The 363-nt window shown below is 46.3% G+C and carries 1 pseudogene; it reads right to left on the bottom strand.

The annotated features are described in order from the left end of the window. Window positions 1–363: pseudogene (locus AB4585_RS22805) on the bottom strand (hypothetical protein); the annotation flags it as partial.

The following is a 363-nucleotide window of genomic DNA, read 5'->3' as shown; positions in this document are numbered from 1 at the left end:
CAAAAGCGGATGCTACTAGACACGCATACTGTTTGGATAGAGAATTAGGTATCATTGGATTGTAACAATCTGCAGGGCCTAATGCTGGAGATGGAACCGTGACATTAACTGTGACCGGTTGCGCCATGAATGACATATCGTCCTTTGGAATAATCACTTCCACCAAGTTATGTGCATATTCGGACCAAGGAAAGGTCGAACTTACCGTCGCTTTATTTATCTTAACCTTGTGCAAGCGAGCGCTAACCGAACTGCCGTCATAGTAGTAGCGAGTCTGAGCCCCTTTTGGCCCTAAGGTATTCTCGGCCGCATCTAAATACGCCTGACTGAATGTTTTACCTTGGGTACTTCTGCCTATGGGGA

This window comes from Vibrio sp. 10N.222.49.C9, assembly GCF_041474985.1.
Classification (GTDB): Bacteria; Pseudomonadota; Gammaproteobacteria; order Enterobacterales; family Vibrionaceae; genus Vibrio; species Vibrio crassostreae_C.
Note: the sequence above shows the minus strand (reverse complement) of the source record. Positions and strands in the feature narration are given on the sequence as shown.